13 protein-coding genes and 1 tRNA gene are annotated in these 16,647 nt (G+C 57.7%); 8 read left to right on the forward strand and 6 right to left on the reverse strand.

Annotation, left to right across the window (positions count from 1 at the left end; all coding sequences use genetic code 11):
* Window positions 1-112: 112 nt before the first annotated feature.
* Window positions 113-1,141: a tRNA dihydrouridine(20/20a) synthase DusA gene (dusA, locus tag B4B27_RS00355; protein WP_290722572.1), complete on the reverse strand. Its 1,029-nt coding sequence runs from the start codon at window positions 1,139-1,141 to the stop codon at window positions 113-115.
* 34 nt (window positions 1,142-1,175) lie between these two features.
* Between dusA and B4B27_RS00360 the strand changes: the two genes are divergently transcribed.
* The 4 genes from B4B27_RS00360 to B4B27_RS00375 are packed head-to-tail and all read left to right on the forward strand — an operon-like array spanning window position 1,176 to window position 4,923.
* Window positions 1,176-2,087 (forward strand): aspartoacylase, encoded by a 912-nt coding sequence (locus B4B27_RS00360; RefSeq protein ID WP_290722574.1) that lies wholly within the window; start codon window positions 1,176-1,178, stop codon window positions 2,085-2,087.
* Window position 2,088: 1 nt separating this feature from the next.
* Window positions 2,089-2,751, forward strand: coding sequence for a hypothetical protein (locus B4B27_RS00365; protein ID WP_290722575.1), 663 nt, complete (start codon window positions 2,089-2,091; stop codon window positions 2,749-2,751).
* Window positions 2,744-4,012, forward strand: coding sequence for a hypothetical protein (locus B4B27_RS00370; RefSeq protein WP_290722576.1), 1,269 nt, complete (start codon window positions 2,744-2,746; stop codon window positions 4,010-4,012). The genes B4B27_RS00365 and B4B27_RS00370 overlap by 8 nt, the downstream gene beginning before the upstream one ends.
* A 5-nt stretch (window positions 4,013-4,017) precedes the next feature.
* Entirely contained in the window at window positions 4,018-4,923 is a 906-nt protein-coding gene (locus tag B4B27_RS00375) for an HAD-IIA family hydrolase (RefSeq protein ID WP_290722577.1), read from the forward strand.
* Here B4B27_RS00375 and B4B27_RS00380 read toward each other — a convergent pair.
* Both B4B27_RS00380 and B4B27_RS00385 read right to left on the reverse strand, forming a co-directional pair.
* Window positions 4,901-5,491, reverse strand: a complete 591-nt coding sequence (locus tag B4B27_RS00380; RefSeq protein WP_290722578.1) for a hypothetical protein — start codon at window positions 5,489-5,491, stop codon at window positions 4,901-4,903. The genes B4B27_RS00375 and B4B27_RS00380 overlap by 23 nt on opposite strands.
* 336 nt (window positions 5,492-5,827) lie before the next feature.
* Window positions 5,828-5,900, reverse strand: a tRNA-Gly gene (locus B4B27_RS00385).
* Window positions 5,901-6,091: 191 nt separating this feature from the next.
* On the opposite strand from B4B27_RS00385, the gene B4B27_RS00390 reads away from it, so the two are divergent.
* Complete coding sequence (locus B4B27_RS00390; RefSeq protein WP_290722579.1) at window positions 6,092-8,653, forward strand: VPS10 domain-containing protein; 2,562 nt, start codon at window positions 6,092-6,094, stop codon at window positions 8,651-8,653.
* An 88-nt stretch (window positions 8,654-8,741) separates the two neighbouring features.
* On the opposite strand, the gene putP is transcribed toward B4B27_RS00390, so the two are convergent.
* Together putP and cysK are read right to left on the reverse strand one after the other, a co-directional pair.
* Complete coding sequence (gene putP, locus B4B27_RS00395; RefSeq protein ID WP_290722580.1) at window positions 8,742-10,283, reverse strand: sodium/proline symporter PutP; 1,542 nt, start codon at window positions 10,281-10,283, stop codon at window positions 8,742-8,744.
* Window positions 10,284-10,336: 53 nt separating this feature from the next.
* Window positions 10,337-11,260 (reverse strand): cysteine synthase A, encoded by a 924-nt coding sequence (gene cysK, locus B4B27_RS00400; RefSeq protein ID WP_290722581.1) that lies wholly within the window; start codon window positions 11,258-11,260, stop codon window positions 10,337-10,339.
* A gap of 96 nt (window positions 11,261-11,356) precedes the next feature.
* Here cysK and B4B27_RS00405 point away from each other — a divergent pair, with 96 nt between their 5' ends.
* Complete coding sequence (locus tag B4B27_RS00405) at window positions 11,357-12,265, forward strand: lysophospholipid acyltransferase family protein (protein ID WP_290722582.1); 909 nt, start codon at window positions 11,357-11,359, stop codon at window positions 12,263-12,265.
* Here the strand turns inward: B4B27_RS00405 and B4B27_RS00410 are convergent.
* Window positions 12,262-12,813: a pseudouridine synthase gene (locus B4B27_RS00410; RefSeq protein ID WP_290722583.1), complete on the reverse strand. Its 552-nt coding sequence runs from the start codon at window positions 12,811-12,813 to the stop codon at window positions 12,262-12,264. The two genes, B4B27_RS00405 and B4B27_RS00410, sit on opposite strands and share 4 nt — an antisense overlap.
* Before the next feature lie 128 nt (window positions 12,814-12,941).
* On the opposite strand from B4B27_RS00410, the gene B4B27_RS00415 reads away from it, so the two are divergent.
* Both B4B27_RS00415 and B4B27_RS00420 read left to right on the forward strand, forming a co-directional pair.
* The gene (locus B4B27_RS00415) at window positions 12,942-15,347 is read left to right on the forward strand and encodes a Tex family protein (RefSeq protein WP_290722585.1); all 2,406 of its coding nucleotides are present in this window, start codon (window positions 12,942-12,944) and stop codon (window positions 15,345-15,347) included.
* A 328-nt stretch (window positions 15,348-15,675) separates the two neighbouring features.
* Window positions 15,676-16,593 (forward strand): hypothetical protein, encoded by a 918-nt coding sequence (locus B4B27_RS00420; RefSeq protein WP_173380854.1) that lies wholly within the window; start codon window positions 15,676-15,678, stop codon window positions 16,591-16,593.
* The last annotated feature ends 54 nt before the right edge of the window (window positions 16,594-16,647 follow it).

Here is a 16,647-nt window from a genome sequence, read left to right on the forward strand (position 1 = left end):
TTAAAAATGTGCACCCAAATAGAGAAAATTTTTGGCCTTTTGTCAAGGGGAATTGCAAAAGGGCTGGGTTTTTATGGCCGGACGGGCGATGGTGGTCGGGGACGGTTTTGGGCTAGGCTTCGGTCACCTGGTCCATCGCCTGGCGGATAAGTGCCGCGGCCCCGCCGAACTGTGCGGCGCGCGGGGCGTTGTTGCTCAGCATCTGGCGGAACTTGCGGGCGCCGGGGAGTCCGGTGAATAGCCCGTACAGGTGGCGCACGAGGATGGTCGCGGGGCAGCCTTCGGCGGTCTGCTTCTCCACGTAGGGGAGGTAGGCCTCGAGCAGCGCCTTGCGGGTGGCGGGGCGTGCCTTGCCGGCGATAATGTCTGCGGGGTTGTCGCTCGCCGGTCGCAGGTCGTTAAAAATCCGTTCGTCGGCGTCGTGCAGGAACCACGGGTTCTCGTACGCTTCGCGTCCGACCATCACTCCGTCCAGGTCCTGCAGTTGCTCTTCCACCTGGTCGAGCGTCTTGATGCCGCCGTTGATGCTGATGTTCAGGCTTGGCATCTCGGCCTTGAGGCGGTGCACGAAGTCGTAGTGCAGCGGCGGGACCTCGCGGTTCTCCTTGGGGCTGAGTCCCTGGAGCCAGGCCTTGCGCGCATGTACGATGAAAACCCTGCAGCCTGCATTGCTGATAGTTTGTACAAAATCAGTGAAGAATTCCCAGCTGTCGAACTCGTCGACCCCGATGCGGCACTTGATGGAGACGGGAATGGAAACTGCGTCCCGCATGGCCTTGAAGCAGTCAGCCACGAGGTTCTTATCCTTCATGAGGCAAGCCCCGAAGTTTCCGTTCTGCACGCGGTCGGAAGGGCATCCGCAGTTCAGGTTCACTTCCTGGAAACCCGCGGTTTCCACGAGCTTGCTTGCCTGCGCGAGGTCGGCCGGGTTGCTGCCCCCGAGCTGCAGAACTGCGGGGTGCTCGAAGGCTTCGTGCCCGAGGAACTGTTCCGGCTTTGCGTGGAGCACCGCGTTTGCGACAACCATCTCGCTGTAGAGCAAGATATGCTTTGAAATCAGGCGCAGAAAGTAGCGCTCGTGACGGTCGGTGCAGTCGAGCATCGGCGCGATGGAAAGCTTGCGGTTGAAGTCCAGGTCCATGCGCGCAAATGTAGAAATTACTATAATATATTACATGAGCTTAATTCGCAAAATTGTCGTTGCTGGCGGGACGCACGGAAACGAGCGGACGGGTGTTCGCTTGGTCGAGAAGTGGATGGCGTGCCCCGAATGCTACGGCGCGTGCTGCCCCAGCGCAGATGTTTCGCTGGTACTTGCGAACCCGGAGGCCATGCGGCTTAACCGGCGTTATCGCGATTTTGATTTGAACCGTTCCTTTTCGCAGGTCTGTCTCGACGCTTCTCTTGAACCGCAACAGTACGAGTTTAGGCGTGCGCGCGAACTGAACCGCATTTACGGCCCGAAGGGCGCAAACACGAAGACCGACCTGTTGCTCGACGTGCACAACACGGGCTCGAACATGGGGCTGTGCCTGATTCTTTCGGCGCGTGACCCGTTCACGATGAAGGCCTCCGCCGTCTTGACGCAGGAATTCGATGACGCCTGGATTTACTACCAGCCGGAGGAGCGCAGTGCGTCGCCCTACTTTGGCACGGTCGCGAAGGCGGACGTGTGCATTGAAATTGGCCCGCAGCAGCACGGCACGCTGGATGCCCGCCTCTTTGAACAGGCGGAAAAACTGGTGAAGCGTTACCTAGAACTTGCGGACGAATGGAACCGCGGGGAACTGCAGAAGCGCTCCCCTATCCAGGTGGAAGTCTACACGCAGTTGCGCGACCTCGGTTACCCGAAGGCATGGGCGGGCGCCCCCATCGAGGCGATGATCCACCCCGATTTGCTTGGGGCGGATTATCGCGAACTTAAGAAGGGCGACAAACTGTTCCGCACCTTCGACGGGAAGGACATTTTGTACGAAGGCGAGGCCGACGGGCGCGAGAGCGTGTGGCCCATCTTCATCAATGAACCCGCTTACTACGAGAAGGACATTGCGATGAGCCTGACCGTAAAGAGCGTGGAGGAATGGTAATATGGCTGAATTTGACATGAGTGGCGTGCCGGGAGAGGAACTCACTTCCATCCCGGGCGAAGAGCGCCTGGGTAACCTGATGCAGTTGATTGAAGCCCAGAGGGGCGAGGGTTGGGAATCCCGCCTTCACGACATTCTCGATTCTTTCGAGGACTTCTTGACGTTGCGCCCCGAACCGCCGCAGGCCTGGCTCGACAACTATGCGGCGAGCGGCAAGCAGTTCGACTACTACCAGATTGTGCTCCCGAAGGATTTCGAGGACCCCTACGAGGATGACCTCGGAAACATCCGCCGCTTGCGTGGCGAGTTTGAACGCGAGCCCTCCACGATGGCGCTCGAACACGAACTCATCAGCCGCAATTACTTTGTCTACGAGAACGGCCATGCGGAGGCTATCCCGGCTCCGCGCCCGATGCTCATGCTCGAAAGCCAGGACCGAGACGACGACCAGGAAGAACTGGAAGGCGACATCACCTGGGACTGCTGTATTTCCATTTTTGCGGACGGAAGTTACGTCGCCTACAACCTCGATAACGACGACGAGGAGGTGCTGGGCGAGGATTTCAAGGCCGTTTTCCAGAAATACATCAAAACTTTGGCCAAGATGCAGCTGGTGATTCCCGTTGAAGGCCGAGATTATGGTATATTAAGGAGTGATGCGTAAGGTTCTAGAAATATGTCTTGCGGTTGCCCTGCTGTGCAGTGGGGCGTTTGCGGCGTTTATCCAGAATCCGATTCCGCCGAGCTCCAAGCAGAACTTTTTCCGCGATACCGACGGTGACGGTCGCATGGACCGGATTGTCGTAAGGTTCCTGGGGGCAATAAGCCAGGACTATATTGACGAAAAAATCGACAGCCTCACTTATACCTGGGTTGACACGACGGGCTTGATTTCCCACTTTGTTGCGTTCCCTGCGGATATGCGGCTTGATACGACGAACGTACGGCAGATGTTGGTCGGCGTGAATCAGAAAAATTTTGAGCGCATTACGACAATCTCTTCGGCGTTTATGTCGGTGAGGCCATATGGCAGGGTTGATCTGTATCTTGCGGACAGTTCGGTATTTCATGTGGTAATGCGGGATGGTATGTCGCCTGCGATTCGGGAGGCGCATTTGAAGAGCTACCGTGGAAACAGGGCTGATACGCTTCAGGTGAATTTTACCGAGTGGGCCGAGGCTGTCGACGGTTGCGACGCAATGCTGGAATTCAAGAAGACTGGCGATTCGACGGTGCGCTACCTGCCTGCATCTTCGGTAGAGTGGAGCCAGCTGGCCACTAAGGCGCTGTTCATATTTGACAAGGACCTTTCGCTCAATGTGAGGCTTTCTCCCGGAGACTCCCTTCGCCTAACCAGCGGTTGCATCAAGGATACCTCGTCGAATACCGTGTTGAAGAATGGCAGGTTCGTGGAGGTGGATGGTTTCTATCCGTTCCTGCTGAATGTGACGGAACTTGTCGAGGACGAGGAAACCTCGGTTGCAGATGACCAGCCGATTTTCGAACTGGACTTCTTGTCGGAAGAGGAAGAGCAGAATGATGGCTACCACAGGTGGCGGATGACAATGGAAGTTCTCGGGCAGAGTTTTGAAGATGCCGTCCGTAATGCAGAAAGGATGGAGGCAAACGCCCCCCTTGATCTTTCGAAACTGAAGATTACCTACAGTGTCCGGATCTATACGAATCTCGGAGCGTATGTTGCGGGGACATCCTACGAAATAAAGGGGAGCGACTCGAGGTTCGAACACAAGCCTACGTTCCTCTCGCTGCGGTGGAACCTGATGGACATGCACCATCGCCGCGTATCGACGGGCGCCTATATCGCGAATATCTTTGCTGCCGTTGAATACGGGGGCAAGGTGATTTACCGAAGCGACCTGCAACCGGAAAACCTCTCGCGGGTGTTCGGCGTCAAGCGTCGCTAGTTTGCATGGAACCGCTGGAACTCGAAATATACGGGCGGTACCGCGCGCTTGTTGAAAAGTCGGGCGCGTTTGCCGGTAGCACTCGTCCTGCGGGGGAACCTGTTCACGTGCGCCTCTCCGACATTATCGATAAGTACGATGCCTTCTGCTTTGACGGTTACGGCACGCTGTACAACCGTGGCGACTTCGTGTACCCGGGCGCGAAGGAGTGGTTTGGCGCGCTGAGGCGTGCAGGAAAGCAAATCCGACTGGTCACGAATGCGGCGTCGAACCTGGACCAGGCCCTCGCCGAAGAGGCGGATGCCCGCGGGTTCGATTTCACTGTCGCAGAAACGATTTCTTCCGGTAGCCTGCTGAAGGGTTGGCTGTCGGTCCTGCCTGCGGGTGGCTCGCCTTTTGGTGCCGGTCGCGAGGTCTATTACATCGGGCGTGCGACGGGCGTGAACGTGCTCGCCGAATGCGGGATTGCTGCCGTGGAGAATCCGGTTTCGCCCGTGGTGGCGATTTCTTCTTCGACGGCGACGGATGAGATGTACGCGCAGGCGGTAGCTATCTTGCGCCGGCCCGGAGCGCTGTTGCTGGTCTTGAACCCGGATGCGTGGGCCCCGCGGATTGACGGGACTCGCGCGCCTGTCTCGGGCGAACTTTGCGAACGCCTGCGCCGGGAAACGGGCTGCGCTGCGGAATATTTCGGCAAACCGTTCCCCGGAATATGGCAGAAGGTCCGCGCGACCTTGCCCGCGGGCGCGAAAGCGGTTATGATTGGCGATACGCTCGGGACGGATGTGTACGGCGCGTATGTCGCTGGTTTTGACAGCGCGCTTGTTGTCGGACGCAATGAGCCGGCGGCAGAACTGGATGCCGACGAGAAACTGCTGGGCGTGAGGCCTACTTATTACCTGGAACCGTAGCGGAATCCGCGGGTGCCTGCTGCTCGCCGGGCTTACCTGAAACAATTACGTACAACGTATCGTGAACGATGACCGTGTCGCGCACGAAGACGGTGTCGTGTGCGCAGACTGCCTGTGATAAGGATGCTGAGCTTGCCGAAGCACCTGTCGAAGCGTCTGTCAAAGGGGTGCTGCTTGTCGGCGCGTTGCTTGCGGAACTTGCTGGAGAGGCTGCACTGTTTGCCGTGGCGCCCTGCGCGTTCTTCTTGGCCTTTTCCTCTTCGCGGATCTTGTCGATAAGCTTTTCGCGCTTGGTTTTAAGGTCTTCCATTTCCTTTTTCAGGCGGGTCTTGTTGCCGGGCCTGCGTTCGCGCGAGTAGCGTCCTTCGATGCGGTCAATCTGGGTTTCCAGTTCGCGCAGCTCGTCGTAAAGCGGGCCTTCGCCTTCGAGCGAGGGGGCGGGCTTGAACCAGTCGACGAAACGCTGCCACAGGGATTTTTCCTCATCTGCGGCGCTCTGGCTTGCGCAGAAAGCGGTGAGCACGATGGTCGCTGCGAAGATACTGAAAACGTTTTTGCGGAAATGCATGCGACAATGATAGAAAAAAAAGTGGACTCTTTTCTAGCGGAGAAAGGGTTTGTTGACAATCAGACTCCGCTGCGCGGCTGATTGTCAACCCTACGGGCTCGATGCTCGTGGGACTCGCATCAAGCTCAAAAAGTGCCTATTACATGGTCACTTCGTGCCCACGGCACTTTTGTGACGTCTTCGACGTCCGCTTGGTCGGCTCGGCATAAAAACATTCTGTTTTTCTGCGCTCGCCTCGGGCGCTACTGCCGAACCCTCTTCGAGGGTTCTCGCCACCTTTTTCTCCCTACTCTAAAAAACAAAAAAGACGCCTGGTGGCGTCTTCTTTGTTTTTAGAGCGGGAAAAGGGTCTCGAACCCTCGACATCGACCTTGGGAAGGTCGCGCTCTACCAACTGAGCTACTCCCGCGAGTGTTCCAAATTTAATAAAAAAGGCCGTTTTGTAAAGGGATTCTGGAAATTTGGGGCGATTTTTGCCTTGTTGTGTTTGCATAAACGCTTTTGGGGCGCCCTTGCCGCATTTCGTGGCGCACCGGAGCCCAATAATATATTTTCATATCCGGTGTATGGGGGTGTTGTACCTTTATGTTTGGTAAGAATATGTTCGAAAAATTGATGCTGGGTGCCGCGCTGGTCGCGGCGGGTGCGGGCCTTTCGCAGGCCGAAAACTACAACTGGGGCAATGTCCGCTTCGATGGCGGCGGCTTCGTGTCGGCGGTAATCTTCCACCCGAAGGCCGAAAATGTGCTCTATGCGCGAACCGACGTGGGCGGCATCTACCGCTTCGATTTCGAGAACAAGAGGTGGATCCCGCTGATGGACTGGATCTCGGAGAACGACAAGGGCCTGTACGGCACCGAGGCGTTCGCGCTCGACCCGACCGACCCGAAGCGCATCTACGTGCTCGGCGGGACGGGCTACTTTAGCCAGGGCCGGACTGCCGTGCTCCGGAGCGAGGATTACGGTGCCACCTGGGACACGAGCTACGTGGAAATGCTCGCCCACGGCAACGGCATGGGCCGCCAGACCGGCGAAAAGCTCGCGGTGGACCCGAACAAGCCGAACATTATCTTCTGCGGGAGCCGCACGAAGGGCCTCTACAAGAGTACCGACTACGGCAAGACGTGGACGAGCGCCTACAAGGTCGCGCTTTCCGATGCGAAGGAATCGAGCCTGAACGGTGTGAACGGTATCAGCTTCGTGATGTTCGACGAGGCGCAGGGCACGAATGCCGATGGCTCGACCAAGACGATTTACATCGGCATCTCCGAAACGAAGGACAACCTGCAGGTGAGTAACGACGGCGGCGCCACCTGGAAGGCCGTTTCGGGAGGTCCCGCGAACCTGATGCCCCACCGCGCGAAGATTGTGGGTGGCGACATGTACATTACCTACGCCGACGGTCCGGGCCCGCACAATATCAGCAGCGGTGCGGTCTACAAGTACAACATCGCGGGCGGCACGTGGGAAGATATCACCCCGAGCGATTCGGTGACGCACGAGCAGAGCCCCACCACCTACGAGAAGGACTATAGTTCTTACGGTGGCATTTCCATCGACCCGAAGGACCCGAAGCACATCGTGGTCTCGACGCTCGGCAAGTACACGGGGCGTCACCTCGCGAAGAACGCGAAGGGCGAGGAGCGCGACAACTACGGCGACCGCATCTACACGACCACGGATGGCGGCAAGACGTGGATTCACGGGCAGCACTACGGCGACGGCATCAACATCGACGCAAATGGCACGGACTGGATTCCGGGCAACGCCATCCACTGGGCGGGTTCGCTCGAGATTAACCCGTTCGACAACAAGCAGGCGTGGGTCACGAGCGGCAACGGCATATTCATGACCGACGACATCACCGCGAAGGTGCCCGTGTGGAAGTTCATGTCCCGCGGCATCGAGGAGACCGTCCCGCTCGATATCGTGAGCATTCCGGGCGGCCCGCTGGTGACCGCGATTGGCGACTATGACGGCGCCGTCTATACCGATATCAACGCGAGCGCCCAGAGGCACACGCCGACGGTCGGCTCCACAGAGAGCATGGCGTTCGCGCCGCTCAGCGGAAGCCTGCTGCGCACGGGCGTGATTACCGTGTACGGCCAGTACGAAAGCATCAACTACAACGTGATGTACCGCAGCGACGACATGGGCAAGACATGGGACAGCGTGAAGACGACGCTCAAGGGCCCGAAGGGTATGGTGGTGCTCTCCGCCGACGGCAAGGTGATGCTGCACCGCCCCGAGATGGGTTCGACCACGTACCGCTCCGCCGATAACGGCGCGACCTGGACCGCGGTGGAACTCGACGGCGGGCAGACGCAGAATTCCCGCATTGTCGCGGACCCCGTGAATCCGGACGTGTTCTACGTGATGGATGCGCAGGCGAACCTGTACCGCTCCGATGACGGCGGCAAGAGCTTCGCGAAATACGGCGCGCGCCTGCAGAACGACGCCGCGGGCGAATACTACAACGGCGGCGGCCTCATCCGCACGGTGCCGGGTAGGGAAGGCCACGTGTGGGTCCCGATGGACCAGGCGCAGATGTGGCTCCCGAAGGGCTTCAGCGAGAACGGGCTTGCCTACAGCGAGAACGGCGGCAAGGACTGGACGCGCTGCGAGGGTGCGAAGACTGCCATTGCGGTGGGTATCGGCAAGGCCAAGGAAGGCGCTGACTACGAGACGATATTTATCTGGGGTGCCGCGAAGAAAGGCGACCCGATTGGAATCTACCGCAGTACCGACAAGTGCAAGACATTCGAACGCATCAACGACGACAAGCACCAGTTCGGCGGCCCGGGTAACGGGAACTTTGTGCAGGGCGACATGAACAACTTCGGCGTGGTGTACATGAGCACCGTGGGCCGCGGGACGATTGTCGGAGCGCCCGAAGGTACGGAATTCTTTACGGTCCGCGCTGCACGCCAGGTGGCGAACTTCGTGCCGTCCCTGCAGCTGGAAAAACGCTTGCTCCATGTGACCGCGCCTGCGGGCAGTATGCTCTCGCTATTCGCCGTGACGGGCAAGGCGGTGCTTTCCAAGCAGGTGGCGGGGCTCGCGCACGTTTCGCTTGAAAAAATCCCTGCGGGCCGCTACGTGGCAAAGTTGCTCGATGCCCGCGGGAAGATACTTGCGAACAAGTTTGTGACGCTGAAATAGTTTATTTACCTCAATGTAAAAACAAAACACCCTGCTTTTACGCAGGGTGTTTTTCAAATGAAATAAATGCTAAAGCCTTTTCGGTGGATTACAGCGTCATATCGCTCAGGCGCGTGTGTTCCACCGCATCAAACTCTTCTTGAATCTCCTTGCTGGGGGCCTTGGTGCAGAGGCTCACGATCACGATGGTCGCGAAGCTCAGCACGAAGCCGGGCACGAGTTCGTAAATCTGGAAGATTTCGGCGGAGAATCCGGAGAGGTAGAACTTCCACACGAAGGTGGTGATGCCGCCCACGAGCATGCCCGCGATGGCGCCCGGAAGCGTGGTACGCTTCCAGAACAGGGCAAGGAGCATAATCGGGCCGAAGGTGGCACCGAATCCGCCCCAGGCAAAGCTCACGAGGCTCATCACCACGTCGAGGAAGCTTTTGCCCTGTTTAGCGCCGTCGGCGCCGGGCGCCCCCTGCATGGCGACGATGACCGCGATAACCGTAATGAGCACCACGACGCCGCGGCTCACCCACATGACTTCCTTGTTGCTCGCATTCTTGCGGAACAGGTGCTTGTAGAGATCGTTACTGAAGGCCGAAGCCGAAACCAGCAGCTGGGAGTCGGCGGTACTCATGATGGCGGCAAGGATAGCGGCCATGAGGATGGCGGCGACAGCCGGATGGCAGAGCGCTTGGCAGAGAATCATGAAGATGCGTTCCGGGTCGGCGACGGTAATGCCGTTCGCTTCCACGTAGTAGCGACCGAGAATGGCAATCATGATGGCGGCACCGAGGCAGATGGTGACCCAGGTCATGGCGACACGGCGGGAGAACTTGATGTCTTCGGCGTTCTTGATGCTCATGAAGCGCACCAGGATGTGCGGCATGCCGAAGTAGCCGAGGCCCCACGCGAGGCTAGAAATCAACGCAATCAGCCCGATGGACTTGCCGGTGGTGGCGTTGGTGAACAGGCTCATCAGGTAGGGGTTCTGCGCGTTCACCGCATCCATGGTGGCTGCAAAACCGCCCGAACCTGCCATGATAATCGAGGGAATGGCGATGACGGCGATGAGCATCATGGTCGCCTGAATAAAGTCGGTCCAGCACACGGCGAAGAAACCGCCCATGAAGGTGTAACTCACCACGACGACCGCACCGATGATAAGGCCCGTGGTGTAGTTCATGTTGAAGATGGTGCCGAAGAGTTTCGCACTAGCGACAAAGCCAGACACGGTGTAGAACAGGAAGAACGCGAGAATGAAAATCGAGGCGATGACGCGGATGATTCCCTTGTTGTCGCGGAAGCGGTTTGCAAAGAAGTCGGGGAGCGTAATGGAATCGCCGCAGAAGTGGCTGTACTTGCGGAGCCTGCGGCCCACGATTTTCCAGTTGAGGTACGTACCGATGACGAGGCCGATGCCGATCCACGCTTCGGAGAAACCGCTCACGAAGATGGCGCCCGGGAGGCCCATCAAGAGCCAGCCGCTCATGTCGGAGGCCTGCGCGGACATGGCCACGACCCACTTGTTCATGCCGCGGTTGCCCAGGTAGTAGGCGTTCAGGCTGTTCGCCTTCTTGGAAAAGTAGAATCCGATACCGAGCATCATCAGCAGGTACAGGATAAATACGGTAATGACCATTTGGTGAATCTCCTATTTTCGAATACTTGTTTATTGAAATATAACTATACGGGCTACTTTTCCGTCCAGAGCCAGGTGCTCAGGTAGCGTTCGCCTGTGTCGGGGAGGAGCGCGACAATCCGCTTGCCCTTGAATTCGGGGCGCTTGGCGACCGTCAACGCGCATTCCAGAGCCGCTCCGGACGAAATCCCGACAAAGATGCCTTCTTCGCTTGCTGCCGCGCGGGCCGCGTTACCGGCTTTCTCGGTGCTGGTGAGGTACACCTCGTCGACCACCTTCGGGTCGTAGATTTTCGGGATAAAGTTCGCGCCGATTCCCTGTATCTTGTGCGGACCCGCCACGCCCTTCGATATCATCGGGGAATCATCGGGTTCAATCGCGATTACATAAACGTTCGGGTTCTTTTCCTTGAGGTACTTCGCGGTTCCGCTTACGGTTCCGCCCGTGCCCGCCGTCGCGATGAATACGTCCACCTTGCCGTCGGTATCGCGCCAGATTTCGGGCCCCGTGGTGAGGTAGTGCGCTTCCGGGTTCGCCGGATTCTCGAACTGCTGCGGAATAAAACTCCCCGGGTTCTGCTCCGCAATCTCGTTTGCCTTCTCGATGCAGCCTGCCATGCCCTTTGCGCCTTCGGTCAGCACGACCTCGGCCCCAAGCGCCTTCAATAGCAGCCTGCGTTCCATGCTCATGGAATCGGGCATCGTGAGCACCACCTTGTAGCCCTTCACCGCACCCACGTAGGCGAGCCCGACGCCCGTATTGCCGCTGGTCGGCTCGATGATGAGCGCGCCCGGCTTGAGCTTGCCCTCCTTTTCGGCGCGTTCAATCATGTTGAACGCCACGCGGTCCTTCGCGCTTCCGAGCGGGTTGAAACTTTCGAGTTTTACGTAGACTTCGGCCCCGCCCTTGTTCAACTTGTTGATGCGTACGAGTGGTGTGTTGCCGATAGTTTCGAGAATGCTATTGAAAATTGCCATAAAAAAACTCCGTCGCGACACGTGCCGCGCTGGCAAACAATCTAGTATTATTTTTTGTGTGTCGGCCGCGCCCGTTTAAGTATATTTTATGCAAATATGCCTGTGCTCCGTTCCATCATGTCAAAAGTGTTCGCGCGAACCGCCGGTTTCGTGCTTTGCACCTGCGGGTGGAAAAAGGGGACGGTTTACGCGAACTTGCGACACGTGGATGGCGCGGAACCCCGTGAAGGGAGCCCGCTGCGCATTTCCCGGCCGGGAACGTTCTACCGCACGCTCATCTGCAACCTCACGCGCCATGCGGGCGAAATCCTTTTCCGGTTTGGCTCGTTCAAGAAGTTGCCCCGCGAACTTTCCGCATATCCTTGCCGCATCGACGGCTGGAACTTTGCCCTCGCGGAAGGTTCTGCCCCGGTTCTCGAGAAAATGCGTGCTGGCGGAATTTTTCTTACGGCTCATTTCGGAAACTACGAGGCGATAGGCCCGTGGCTCTGTCGCCTCGGCATACCGCTGGTGGCGAGCTACATCCCGCTAAGGCCCGCGTGGCTCAATCGCATTCTGGATAAACGAATTCGGGCCGTCGATGGTCGCCCTTACGGCGTTGATGCGCGCACCCCGCGGGAGTTCTTGCGCCTGCTCGATAGCAAGAAGTTAGTTTGTCTGCTGGCTGACCAGGATAGTAGAATCCCGAGCGCGCTCGAGGGCGAGTTCATGCACAGGCCCGTACGCAACAACCCGCTTCCGGATTTTTTGCTCCGGCACCGCCCCGAGACGCCCGTGTTTATCTGCTGGCTGGAGGATGCCCGCGGTTCGCTGCGTGTCCTCCATGCGATTGAACTGCCCCGCGCATCCGCTCCCTGCGGTGTCTTGCCCGCCTTCAACATCTGGCTCGAATCCCGCATAAAAGAAAATCCGGCCCTCTGGTACGGCTGGACTCATCGCAGGTTCTATTCCAGGAATCCGGAAATCTACGCGCGGAAAAGTCCGCGCATGGAAAATTCCGTTTAAAGGATTTTCTCCGTTACGGCCCGCCACTGTCCGGGCTGCAGGTCGCCGAGCTCGACGTTCCCGATCCTGGTGCGGATGAGTCTCAGCGTCGGGAAGCCGACCGCGGCAGTCATGTGGCGCACCTGGCGGTTCTTCCCCTCGATAAGCGTGAGCCGGACCCACGAAGTGGGGATGTTGGCGCGGAATCGGACGGGCGGGTTGCGCGGCCAGAGCCATTCCGGTTCGCTTGCAATTTCGGCGGTGCACGGCTTGGAACGGTAGCCCTTGAAGGTGACGCCCTGCATGAGCTTTTGGACGGCTTCTTTCGTGATTTTGCCTTCGACCTGCGCGAGGTAGGTTCTCGGGTGCTCGAATTTTGGGTCGAGGAGCCTCTTGATGAGCTTTCCGTCGTCCGTGAGCAAAAGGGCCCCTTCGCTGTCGTGGTCTAGTCTTCCGGCGGCATAGATTCCGGGCGGGAATCCGAACTGGTCGAGAGCCGGGTGCCCCGCTTCGGGGGTAAACTGGCTCAGGACGCCGAAGGGCTTGTTGAAGAGGATGACGCTGGACATCAAAAAAAATATAGCATTACCACTTTGTCACAAAATTGACACTTTCTTTTGCTATATTGCGATTCTGTCAACCCAGGGCATTTATGACCCTAAAAACCGGAAACGGAATCTACATATAGGAATAGAAAATGGATTTTTCCGCAATTATTGCCGAAGAACTGAAGCTCGAAGTATGGCGCGTCGCTAAGGCGCTTGAACTCATGGACCAGGGGGGCACGGTCCCCTTTATCGCCCGCTACCGCAAGGACCAGACGGGTACGCTGAACGAAATTGAACTGCGCGACATCAGCCACCGTCGCGACTATTTGCAGGAACTTGCCGACCGTAAGGAAACGGTGCTCAAGAGCATCGAGGAACAGGGCAAGCTCACTCCCGAACTCAAGGCCCAGATCGAGGCCTGCAAGGACAAGACTCTCCTCGAAGATATTTACGCCCCGTACAAGCCCAAGAAGCGCACCCGCGCGACCATCGCGAAGGAACTCGGTCTTGAACCGCTGGCTCGCCTGATGTGGGCTCAGGAAAATACCGGCAATACCGCCGAAGAAATCGCCCGCATCTACCTCTCCGAGGAGAAGGGCCTCGCCGACCCGAAGGCCGCCCTCAAGGGTGCCGCCGACATCCTCGCCGAAGAGGTTGCCGACAATACCGAATTCCGCCAGTACCTCCGTGCCAAGATGGAAAAGACCGGCGTGATGGTTTCCAAGGTCAAGAAGGATTTCGAGAAGCAGGAGACAAAGTTCAAGGACTACTACGACTTCAGCGAGCCGGTCAGCAAGATTCCGAGCCACCGCATGCTTGCGCTCCGCCGTGGCGAAAAGGAGAAGGTGCTGCGCCTCACCATCGAAGTGCCGAACGACGAAATGGTCGGCTACCTCAAGACCCAGATTATCAAGGGCGAAACGACCTGGACTCCGTACCTGGAGGCCATGTGCCAGGACGCCTGGGAACGCCTGCTGCAGCCGAGCATGGAAAGCGAAGTGCGCCTGATGCTCAAGGACGCCGCCGAAGAGGAAGCCTTCAAGGTGTTCAGCAAGAACCTGCAAGACGTTCTGCTTGCCGCCCCCGCGGGTCACAAGGCCGTGCTCGCTCTCGACCCGGGTTTCCGTACGGGCTGCAAGGTGGCTGTGCTCGACGAAAACGGCAAGTTCATGGATCATGGCATTATCAAGCCGCATGAACCGTGGAACGACAAGGCCGGTGCCGCTGTGTACCTGATGCAACTCATCGACAAGTACAAGATTGACCTCATCGCCATCGGTAACGGAACCGCGAGCCGCGAGACCGACGCCTTCTGTGGCGAGATGGCCCTCAAGTTCAAGGGCAAGGTTCCGCCGCGCGTTATCGTGAGCGAAGCCGGTGCTTCCGTTTACAGTGCAAGCATGATTGCCATCCAGGAATTCCCGAAGGAAGACGTGACGACCCGCGGCGCGATTTCGATTGGCCGCCGCCTGCAGGACCCGCTTGCCGAACTCGTGAAGGTAGACCCGCAGTCTATCGGTGTTGGCCAGTACCAGCACGACGTGAACCAGCGCGAACTCAAGAAGCGCCTCGACGAAGTGGTGGAAAGCTGCGTGAACATGGTGGGTGTGGACGTGAACAGCGCATCCGCTCCGCTCCTTGCCCATGTGGCGGGCCTCAGCAATACGCTTTCGGAAGCCATCGTGAAGTACCGCGAAGAGAACGGCGCGTTTGCAAGCCGTGAAGACCTGAAGAAGGTGAAGGGCTTCGGTCCGAAGGCCTTCGAGCAGGCGGCGGGCTTCATGCGCATCCCGGGTGCCGAAAATCCGCTCGACGATTCCGCGGTGCACCCCGAAAACTACGCCCTCGTGGAACAGATGGCCGAGAAGGTCGGCGTCCCGGTGAAGGATATCGTGGGCAATGCCGAAGCGGTGAAGGGTATCAAGGTGGATGAGTTCCTCTCCGACGAGGTGGGTAAGGCTACCCTCGACGATATCGTGAAGGAACTGCAGAAGCCGAGCCGCGACCCGCGTAAGGAATTCCGCTACGCGAAATTCGATGACCGCATCAAGACCATCAACGACCTCGTTACGGGCAGCTGGATGGAAGGCGTGGTCACGAACGTGGCGAACTTCGGCGCGTTCGTGGACATTGGCGTTCACCAGGATGGCCTCGTGCATATTTCTGAAATCAGCGACAAGTACGTGACCGATGCGAAGGAAGTCCTGACTGTGGGCGATGTGGTGAAGGTGCGCGTTGTTGCCGTAGATGCGAACCAGAAGCGCATCAGCCTCTCGATGAAGCAGGAATCTACCGACGGTGTGGCAGGTGCGGGTGTGAGTGGCCCTCGCGGCCAGCGAGTTGGCGGTCCCCGCGGCAACTTCGGTGGCCGCGGCCGCGATGGTGTTCGCGGCAATGCCCGCCCGCAGGGCGGCATCCAGGGCCATGCGACCATCGCAGACCTCAAGAACAAGATTGCGGGCAAGGATCGCCCGGGTTTTGCTCCCAAGAAGCCCGTGGTCGCCCAGCCGCAGAAAATGAGCGCCCTCCTGAAGCAGATGAAAAAAGGCAGGTAGATTTGACAGCGACGGAACGATTGCGTTCCGGCATTGGCAAATCTACGGTGCCTAGCGCTGCGTAGCAGCGCCAAGGCCGGTAGGCGAGCGTCGCGGGAATAAGCTCGCGTTCGATGATTTGGAAAGCAGGTTCCACCTTTGGTGGAACCTGCTTTTTTTGGTAAGAATACGCCTTTTTTTGTTATAAAATAATTGCATTATGTTCCTTTGAATGCAATTTGATTATTTTATCAAATAATCAAGCGGAGAAAATATGTCAGAACAAGGTAGCGAAAACAATCGTTATAGGGAATTTGTCCTTAAGAACCGGCGCTCTATGAATGAATCCATGTCGAGGATTCTTCTCTTTTGTGCCTTTGCGGGCCCTGCAATCGCGCTCGATCGCTTCCTCGGTTATTGCGATGTCTCGTACTTGTCGTGCGCCCTGGTAAGCCTCTTGCTTATCCTCCTCTCGATTGGGCAGAAACTCCTGAACCGCTATTATCCCTTGAGCATCGTGACCGTGTTCTGGGGGCTTGTGGGCTTTATGTGCGTGCTTACGTTCATGTGCATGGCCAAGGTCGGGGTGTATATTACCTATGCGCTAGTGCCCATGGTGAGCCTGTTCTATTGCGAGAAGAACATCTACCTCATAAGCGTCGCCATGAACTACGTGATGATTCTGGTGTCGAATGTGCTGGTAAGCGATTTCCGTTCCCTCGACCGTCTCGATTTCCATAATCCGCTGGATTGGTTCGTCGCGGTGATGGGAGGCTATACGATAGAATCCATTGCGATTGGCGTTGCCGGATACTACCTGTGCAAGCGCATTTCGAATCACTTCAGGAGCATCTATACCAGCAATATCGTTATCGACCAGAAGTACCGCGACGAGGAACACAAGGACCGTGTCACCCGTGCCGTTACGGCCCTGTACCAGTGCGTCTACGTGATAAATCTCAAGAACATGAGCTACGAGGTGGTGCAGCGCGACCGCTTTGTGTCGGATGTTGTGCGCGACGAGGACAATCTTGCGACGAACATTGAAAGGGCTGTCTTTGCTCTTGTGGAAAACGTGGACAAGCAGCGCATGTTCGAGTTCCTGGACTTGAATACGCTCCCGGCCCGTCTGGATCAGCAGAGCATGATTTATGCGGAATGCCAGGGAAAGTTGCATGGCAGGGTCCAGCTGTCGTTTATCCTCGTCGAGAGGGACGAAGAGGGGGATCCGCTCTCGGTCGTGTTCACCTTGCGCCAGGCCGCGTAACGCGTGTAGTAAAAATTTGCAGTTTAAACGCATTTTACACGCTTTTTTACTCAA

Source organism: Fibrobacter sp. UBA2449, from assembly GCF_002342555.1.
Classification (GTDB): domain Bacteria; phylum Fibrobacterota; class Fibrobacteria; order Fibrobacterales; family Fibrobacteraceae; genus Fibrobacter.